The sequence below is a fragment of the Pseudoalteromonas sp. T1lg76 genome, from assembly GCF_002964725.1.
In the GTDB taxonomy this organism is placed as follows: Bacteria; Pseudomonadota; Gammaproteobacteria; order Enterobacterales; family Alteromonadaceae; genus Pseudoalteromonas.
Genome location: NZ_PQCE01000037.1, coordinates 22,420 through 29,819, shown reverse-complemented (window position 1 = coordinate 29,819; position 7,400 = coordinate 22,420). Strand labels below are relative to the sequence as shown.

The following is a 7,400-nucleotide window of genomic DNA, read 5'->3' as shown; positions in this document are numbered from 1 at the left end:
GCGGAGAGATAGGGATTTGAACCCTAGATAGGCTATTAACCTATGCCGGTTTTCAAGACCGGTGCTTTCAACCACTCAGCCATCTCTCCATGGGGTAGGATAATACTGAGGCTTGTGGCCAGTGTAAATAGATAATGAATCGTTTGCTTGATTTTTGTGCTAATTCAGGGCGCTAGCAAGAAAAAAGTGAGGATTTCAGGTGCTAAGCTGGTTGGGTCTTAGCACCTGCTGGTTGTTTTTAATACCAGAAAGTAACATTAGTGTAATTAATTACTTGTAACGCACAACACCGCTAAGAGCTAGCTCTTTACCAAAGCGGTTTAGCTTGGCCATCATTTTAGCTTTACGCTTGCTTGGCTTGGTTGCTACATGGTTGGCTGCTGTTTGATTTAGGGTGTTTACTGGGTTCATGTTTGCTTGCTCCGGGTTGTGCCTGTGGTTGAAAACAAGGCTATTGTGCAACCGGTGTGGTTAAAAATAAAACGATATATTTTGGCCCATTCGGATAAGTTTAATTAATGCGATTAATGTTTTATTAAGTTTCAAAAAAAAGATTTATGCATGAATATTTAGGTGGGAAATGCGCTAATAGACCAATAACCAAGGTTTTTTATCTTGTGGCAAGTGATTTTTTAAAATATCGTGCATATTTATTCAGATAAATCATATTTGTTATAGGTTGGTATTTTGAACCATCAAACCAGGTATTTGCTCTTGTATCATCCGCTGCAGGCAAAAGCGCAATTAAAAGCTATTCGCCAGCGTTTGCATTCCTTGTCATATGCCTATGTTGAGGTGGCTACCAGTGGCGACTTTTACGCCGATTTACAGGGGCTGCAAACCTATATTCCCAATACCAAACGAGTAATTGCACTTGGTGGCGACGGTACACTTAATCTGGCCGCCAATGCTTTCGCCTATAGCGAGGTCGAAGTAGCCCTGATTCCCTGTGGCAGTGGTAATGATTTTGCTCGCCAGTGGCGTTGCTCTGAGCAGCAATGGATCGAAGCCGCATTAACACATGCCAGCTCGGCCATAGATCTGGGTAAGGTTAATGAGCGCTACTTTATCAATATCGCCGGCGTTGGCTATGATGCTGCCGTGGTTGCCGCCAGTCAAAATAAGCGCGGCCGTTGGGCGCACCTGAATTATGCCTGGCAGGGGACTAAAATGCTGTATCGCTACGCCCCCTCGTTATTGCAGTTTTCGACTACCAAGGCGCAAGAGCACAGGTTGCTGATGATGTGTTTAGCCAATGGCCGTTACTTTGGCGGCGGCATGTGTCTGGCGCCCAAGGCGAATATTTGCGATGGCCAATTAAGTTGCGTGCAAATAGGAGCGGCGCCGTTTTGGCGGCAAATTCAGGCGCTGATACTTAGCTATTTTGCCGCTCATACCCGGCTTAAGCAGGTCAATATAACCCCTGTATCCCAGCTTGATGTGCACACCGCAAATATAGGCATAGAGGCGGATGGAGAGTATATAGGCACCACACCCGCACTTTTTAGTGTGCAGCGCGGTGCCCTGAACTTTGTGATGCCCGTCTAGGCTGGTGCCTCTGTGCGCTTGAAAAAGAGGCCTATTTTATCGAATGGGGTCAGCACTATGGCGTTGCCCAGTAATACAAACACAAAGCCGTATACCGTATTAAGCTGCCATACGAAACCTTCAAACAGGGTGCTTAGAATCACAGCTACCAAAGGGAAGAGCACTATCACATAGCTGGCTTTTTCCGGGCCGATATTCTTCAGTAAGACAAAGTAACAGGCAAAAGCGATCACTGTACCGAAGGTGCTTAGATACAGCAGGGATAACCAATACGCGGTGCCGGCAGTGCTAAAGTCCCAACTAACATCGCTGATTAAAACGAACAGTGCCAGTCCCAGGGTGCTGTATAACATGCCCCAGGCATTGCCCTGCAGCACGCCTACCTGAGCCTGGGAGTTACGTACGCTCACCATGTTGCCTATGGACGCTACAAGCGTGCCAGCAAGACACAATAACAGGCCTATTAATAACTCATTACCGAGATCCAAAGTGGCGATGGCCGGCCAGAACAAGATCACTATGCCTACCACGCCGAGCAGGGCACCAAAGTAGATGCGTTTGGCTATGGGTTTGCCAAAGAATAATCGGGTGTTGATGATATTCATCAACAGCAGGGTGCTAAAGGCGATGGAGCTCATTGCCGAGGTGAGATAATGCTGCGCCCAGTAGAGGATCAGATAGTTGGCGCCAAAGTTACACAGGGCCAACAGGGTAAAAAAGCCATGATCGCGGGCGCTAAAGCGCATCGGCAATTTTTTAAGCAGTACAAAAGCCCACATAATGACGGCGGCAATGGCAAAGCGTAAAAACAGCGAAACTTGCACCGCTACATCGCCAAGCTGGAATTCTATGGCCAGCCAGGTTGAGCCCCAAATCAGGACGGTAAAAAAATACAGCAGGACGTTGTTCATGGCGTTTTTCTCAAGGCGACTAAAGCTGGTATTTTAAAGTTATTCTGTATACTGTACATAAACAGAAAACATCATTTTATACCTATACAGATCAGCCATGTCTCGCATTGTAAATAAGCAGGGTAATATCTACCTATATCAGCAAGTCATTGACTTGATTAAAGATATGCAGTCGCAAGGCACCTTGGGTGCCGGTGAAAAGCTGCCTTCTTTGCGTGCTATGGCACAAAAGTTGTCCATTAGTATTCCCACCGTTCAGCAGGCTTATCAAGAGCTTGAACGTCAGGGGGTGATCAGCGCCAGAGAAAAGTCCGGTTTTTACCTTAATGCCGGCTCAGAGCAGTGTCATCAGCCTCGTCGTATTCAACTGGCGCGCCAGCCGGTAGCGGTTAATAAACAGGCCTTGATTGAGCAGGTTTTTGACAGTTTGCATCGTGCCGCCGTGGTGCCCTTGGGGATAGCCAACCCGGTGGCGGTAAACCCCACCGATAAGGTGCTGAGCCGGACCATGCGGCGAGTGATGAATGTGGCCGGGCATAAGGCTATCAATTATGGCCCCCTGGATGGTTTTGCGGCGCTAAAAAAGCAGATCATCAACCGTTACCTGGATTTTGCCATCGGCGTTAACAGTGATGAGTTGATCATTACCAATGGTGCCCAGGAAGCGCTGCATATCGCTGTGCAGTGTGTCACTCAGGCGGGGGATATAGTGGCCATAGAGTCGCCCTGTTATTTTGGCATTATCGAAATGCTGGAGAGTCTGGGACTCAAGGTGATAGAAATTCCCATGTGCCCGCAACAAGGGGTGTGTGTCGAAGATCTGCAGCAGGCGTTTGCCGAGCATGATATTAAGGCCTGCATCTTTTCCACCAGTATTAGCAATCCCTTAGGCTCGAAAATGCCAGAGGAGCGACGCCGACGTCTGGTGCATTTAGTGGAGGATCAAGGTGCGGTGCTAATTGAGGATGATGTGTATGGGGAGCTTGCCTACGAGCCCGATGGCGCCAAACCTGCTCAGTATTATTCGACCAAGGGCAAGGTGATCACCTGCTCGTCGCTGTCAAAAACCGCCGCGCCAAGCTATCGCGTGGGCTGGATGATAGCCGGCAAGTTTGCGCCTCAGGCGCGGCGTTTAAAGCGGGCCATGAGCTGCGCGTCGTCACTGATGAATCAGTGGACCCTGTACGAATTTATGAATAGCGGCGATTACGATAAAAATCTGCGGGTGATGCGCCAGCGCCTGGCGCTCAATAAAGAGCGGATGCGGGCCTTGGTGCAGCGGCATTTTCCGCCTGGCACCCGAATGACCAATCCACAGGGAGGCTGTGTATTGTGGCTGCAACTGCCGTCGCAGTATGATGTTGTTGCCTTGTTCCACCTGGCGCTGGAGGCGGGGATCAGCATTACTCCGGGAGCTATTTTTAGCGCCACCGACAAATATCGCCAGTGTTTACGCCTGAGTTTTGGGGTGCAATGGAGCGAGGAAATAGAAAAGGCAGTGGCCCGCTTAGGGGCGCTCTGCCTGCAAGTGCAAAAGGGTAAGGCGAAGGTTACGCCAATGGGCATGCCAAAGGCTTAGTTACTTAGCAGCTGATACTCTTTCAATTCGGGGATCATGCTAAGCAGCTGAGCTTCTTGTTGCGCCAACTCGCTAAATGAATGGCATAGCGCATCCGCACGTTGTTCTATTTGCGAGGCTTGCAGCTCAACTCTTTGCTCGACCTGCTCACCAAGGCGCTCCATACGTTGCTCAAATTCATCCATGTCGCCGCCTGAGCCTAATAACTCAGAGCCCAGAGCGATAAATATACTGCCGATAGACTGCACCATGGCCTGCTCTACGGCTTGTTCAAAGTCCTCATCAAACTGGCTTTCAATATCATTGCCTAATTGTTCAAAGCTTTGTTTGCCCATTACAAAGGCACCGTCCTGGTAGAAGGTCTGTTCAATATTGATGCCGATATTTTCAACTATATCGCTCAGCGCCTCATTGTGACTGATGCCAAATGCGGCGCCGACTTCTTCTAGGGCAACGCCGGCGATCTTAACGCCATCCAGGGCTATTTGAGCCACCTCGGGCATATAGGTTCGTACCTTATCTGTGTAATCGTCCAGGGCCTGTTGTTGCTCGGCATTTAACTCAACGGGTTGACCATCGACTTCAAGCAGACCTGAGCTGTACACCAGGTGCTGGTTATTGGTATTGGTGATCTGTAAACGCTGCGGCTCGATGCGTACATCGTTTTTAAATTCAATGTTGCATTGCTCAGAGCCAAACGAGAGCGAATTGGCTTCCCCGGCGATGGCGGTGCCAGAAAGGCTAATGGCAGAGATAATGGCTAGCGTGCTGGTTTTCATGGTGATAATTCCTGTTATTCTGTTGACGCTATGACTAATACAATTTCGGTGCCAATTAATAAAGATGATAAAAATCATAGCGTTATAATTTCATCTTGTGTGCTGCCAATGCCTTGTTTAGTGCCTTTTACTAACTTTTAGTGAAATTAACTTTGCCGTGGATTAAAACATTTGCTCAATTGTCAGCCTGCTAGGTAACTGCTCCTGCGTCACCCTAGTACCGCGGTCCATGGCGGCAAAAGCCGACCTAGGACCCTGGCGGCAAAGGCGGATCCACAACGGGCTATCCAAGGTGGAATAACCTTACGAATTAAGGCGGTATAATTATTAATCAATTATGTTTATTGAAACGATAAAAAAATCTCACTTTCCAGTTTGCGATTTAGCGGCTATTTATTCACTCGAAGGCGCCTAGCCCTGAATTCGCCGCACCTAAGTTGGGGAGCGGTGATAACTGATTTAGATTTATTGGAGTGTATTGTGGGTAAAACATATTCCTATGATGCGTTTGAAGACGAATTTGTTGCAGATGAATATGAAGCGATGGGACGCAATCAAAACGACCGTCGCAAGCGCAAGGTAAAAAAGAAGCTGGACGATTATTTAGAACAGCGCAAGCTGAGAAAGCATCTCGGCAGCGATGACTTTGACGAGTATTTAAATGAATAAATAACGGGCCTTTGGCCTATGAAGTCTTGGTGTAATTAAGCCGAGACTATTTTAAGACTTTAAAGGGGCTACGGCCCCTTTTTTGTTATACCAATGCTGTTAAGTATGTGAGCAGATATTGCGTTGGCTATTTAAGTGAATTGGTATTATCGCAGCGCAAAAAAGACCGCCATGGAAAGCAGGGTGGTGGCGTAGATACTATGGCTTTTATAGGCGGTAATAATGGCGACAAGGGCCGCAACCAGATACGGATTCTGGTAGCTCAACTGCCACTGATTGCCAGGTAAAACCACTATGGGCACCCAGATGGCGGTAAGCACGGCCGGGGCGCTAAAGCTTAAAAAACGCTGCATTTTTGCGCCGACCCGAAATGGCAGGGCATGGTGTAAAAATAAATAACGACTGCCAAAGGTAATGGCCGCCATCAGTAATATGGTGGTGATCATTGCACCCTCCCGCGACTAAGCACATAGCCAACGCTCATGCCGATGAGAGCACTAAACACCAGCCATAATTCTACTTGCCAGGACTTGAGCACCGCAGCACTTATCCCCGAAGCCAGTACACAGGCCAGAGTTGCCCAGTTTTTAATGGCCGGGATCACTAGGGCGATAAAGGTGGTGGCAATGGCAAAATCGAGACCAAGATTGGTTAAGTCAGGCAGCAACTGTCCCGCCACTATGCCCAGCAGGGTCCAAATATTCCAGGCAACATAAAAGCTAAAACCAGCACTGAGGGCATAAATGAGTCGTGCCTTGGTTTGATAGGCCTTTGGGTGGTGGGAAAAAGCAAAGAGCTCATCGGTCAGCACAAAGCTGACAGGTAAGCGCCACCTCAAGGGTTGAGCAATGACCTTTTGGCGAATGGCCAAGCCATATAAAAAGTGCCGAGAACTAATGATGAAGGTGGTGATGGCTATAGTCAGCAAAGGGGTGTCGTTGGCGATAAGCTCAATGGCCACCAACTGGGCCGAGCCGGCAAAAACCAATAAAGACATCAGCTGAGCCTCTATTAAAGTAAAGCCGTTTTGCATTGCCAAAGAGCCGCACAAGAGCCCCCAGGGCAGTACCGCCAGGTTAAGAGGCATCATATCGAGTTGCCCTTTGATAAATGCTTTTTGCTGCAGTTTGGTACCGCGTTTTATATGAGTAGACTTGCTCATAGATAAAAATTAACCGAGTTGATTTCGCACCGACGCTAGAGTTTGGCATAATCGCGGCTATTGCAAAAGAAGTGGAGCAGTTATGAAAGTTTGGGATGGATATATACGTTTTTTTCATTGGGCCTTGGTAAGTTGTTTGGTCGGCCTGTATTTCTCCGCCGAGGAAGGAGCCATGGAGCTACACTTTGTGCTCGGTTATATCACCCTGGCGCTTTTGGCTACGCGTTTAATCTGGGGTCTGGTTGGCAGTGACACAGCGCGCTTATCGGCGCTATTTCATGGCCCCAAAGCGGTTGTTCAGGCTCTACAAGCCAAGCATTTAACTCCTGGGCATAACGCCGCTGGCAGCTATATGGTGCTGGTATTTTTTGCATTGATTCTGTTGCAGTTGGCGACCGGCTTGATGACCACAGATGACATCATGGTTGATGGTCCTTTGGTGCAATATGTGTCTTACGACTGGGTTGAATGGGCGTCTTCGTTGCATCATCAGAATTTCGATTGGCTGCTGATCGCCATCGGCCTGCATCTTGTTGCCATTGTTGTTTACGCCCTGCGCGGCAAAAAATTGGTGCCGGCTATGGTTACCGGACGCAATAAGCAAGTCAGTACCGCTGCACAGCTAAAAGCAAGTTGGCCGGCTTTTGCTCTTTTTGCCGTTTTATTGGGTGTGCTGCTAACAACTTGGGGTTATGAGCCACTACAAACTCTGCTATAGCGACGAATGGCGGCTGTTTACGATCTGTTACAAA

Annotated in this window: 9 protein-coding genes and 1 tRNA gene; 4 read left to right on the top strand and 6 right to left on the bottom strand. The window is 48.4% G+C overall.

Annotated elements, in window-relative coordinates:
* Nucleotide 1: 1 nt before the first annotated feature.
* Nucleotides 2-89: transfer RNA gene (locus C2M35_RS13630), tRNA-Ser, on the bottom strand.
* Nucleotides 90-270: 181 nt separating this feature from the next.
* The gene (locus C2M35_RS15715; protein ID WP_199774431.1) at nt 271-411 is read right to left on the bottom strand and encodes a hypothetical protein; all 141 of its coding nucleotides are present in this window, start codon (nt 409-411) and stop codon (nt 271-273) included.
* Between the two features lie 276 nt (nt 412-687).
* Between C2M35_RS15715 and C2M35_RS13625 the strand changes: the two genes are divergently transcribed.
* Entirely contained in the window at nt 688-1,548 is an 861-nt protein-coding gene (locus C2M35_RS13625; protein ID WP_158677985.1) for a diacylglycerol/lipid kinase family protein, read from the top strand.
* Here C2M35_RS13625 and C2M35_RS13620 read toward each other — a convergent pair.
* Nucleotides 1,545-2,459 carry a DMT family transporter gene (locus C2M35_RS13620; RefSeq protein WP_105201142.1) on the bottom strand — a complete coding sequence of 305 codons (915 nt, stop codon included), beginning with the start codon at nt 2,457-2,459 and terminating at the stop codon, nt 1,545-1,547. The two genes, C2M35_RS13625 and C2M35_RS13620, sit on opposite strands and share 4 nt — an antisense overlap.
* A gap of 97 nt (nt 2,460-2,556) precedes the next feature.
* Here C2M35_RS13620 and C2M35_RS13615 point away from each other — a divergent pair, with 97 nt between their 5' ends.
* Nucleotides 2,557-4,038, top strand: a complete 1,482-nt coding sequence (locus C2M35_RS13615) for an aminotransferase-like domain-containing protein (RefSeq protein WP_105265572.1) — start codon at nt 2,557-2,559, stop codon at nt 4,036-4,038.
* Here C2M35_RS13615 and C2M35_RS13610 read toward each other — a convergent pair.
* Entirely contained in the window at nt 4,035-4,817 is a 783-nt protein-coding gene (locus C2M35_RS13610) for a YggN family protein (RefSeq protein ID WP_105201140.1), read from the bottom strand. The genes C2M35_RS13615 and C2M35_RS13610 overlap by 4 nt on opposite strands.
* A gap of 480 nt (nt 4,818-5,297) precedes the next feature.
* Between C2M35_RS13610 and C2M35_RS13605 the strand changes: the two genes are divergently transcribed.
* Nucleotides 5,298-5,486 (top strand): PA3496 family putative envelope integrity protein, encoded by a 189-nt coding sequence (locus tag C2M35_RS13605; RefSeq protein ID WP_105201139.1) that lies wholly within the window; start codon nt 5,298-5,300, stop codon nt 5,484-5,486.
* A 146-nt stretch (nt 5,487-5,632) separates the two neighbouring features.
* Here the strand turns inward: C2M35_RS13605 and C2M35_RS13600 are convergent, their stop codons facing one another.
* Nucleotides 5,633-5,932 (bottom strand): AzlD domain-containing protein, encoded by a 300-nt coding sequence (locus C2M35_RS13600; RefSeq protein WP_105265571.1) that lies wholly within the window; start codon nt 5,930-5,932, stop codon nt 5,633-5,635.
* Nucleotides 5,929-6,648 (bottom strand): AzlC family ABC transporter permease, encoded by a 720-nt coding sequence (locus tag C2M35_RS13595; protein ID WP_105265570.1) that lies wholly within the window; start codon nt 6,646-6,648, stop codon nt 5,929-5,931. The genes C2M35_RS13600 and C2M35_RS13595 overlap by 4 nt, the downstream gene beginning before the upstream one ends.
* 82 nt (nt 6,649-6,730) lie before the next feature.
* Here C2M35_RS13595 and C2M35_RS13590 point away from each other — a divergent pair, with 82 nt between their 5' ends.
* Nucleotides 6,731-7,366: a cytochrome b/b6 domain-containing protein gene (locus C2M35_RS13590; protein ID WP_105258269.1), complete on the top strand. Its 636-nt coding sequence runs from the start codon at nt 6,731-6,733 to the stop codon at nt 7,364-7,366.
* The last annotated feature ends 34 nt before the right edge of the window (nt 7,367-7,400 follow it).

Coding starts and splice junctions, on each gene's coding strand:
- C2M35_RS13595 (WP_105265570.1), bottom strand. CDS start 6,648: ATGAGCAAGTCTACTCATATAAAACGCGGTACCAAACTGCAGCAAAAA.
- C2M35_RS13590 (WP_105258269.1), top strand. CDS start 6,731: ATGAAAGTTTGGGATGGATATATACGTTTTTTTCATTGGGCCTTGGTA.
- C2M35_RS15715 (WP_199774431.1), bottom strand. CDS start 411: ATGAACCCAGTAAACACCCTAAATCAAACAGCAGCCAACCATGTAGCA.
- C2M35_RS13600 (WP_105265571.1), bottom strand. CDS start 5,932: ATGATCACCACCATATTACTGATGGCGGCCATTACCTTTGGCAGTCGT.
- C2M35_RS13610 (WP_105201140.1), bottom strand. CDS start 4,817: ATGAAAACCAGCACGCTAGCCATTATCTCTGCCATTAGCCTTTCTGGC.
- C2M35_RS13615 (WP_105265572.1), top strand. CDS start 2,557: ATGTCTCGCATTGTAAATAAGCAGGGTAATATCTACCTATATCAGCAA.
- C2M35_RS13620 (WP_105201142.1), bottom strand. CDS start 2,459: ATGAACAACGTCCTGCTGTATTTTTTTACCGTCCTGATTTGGGGCTCA.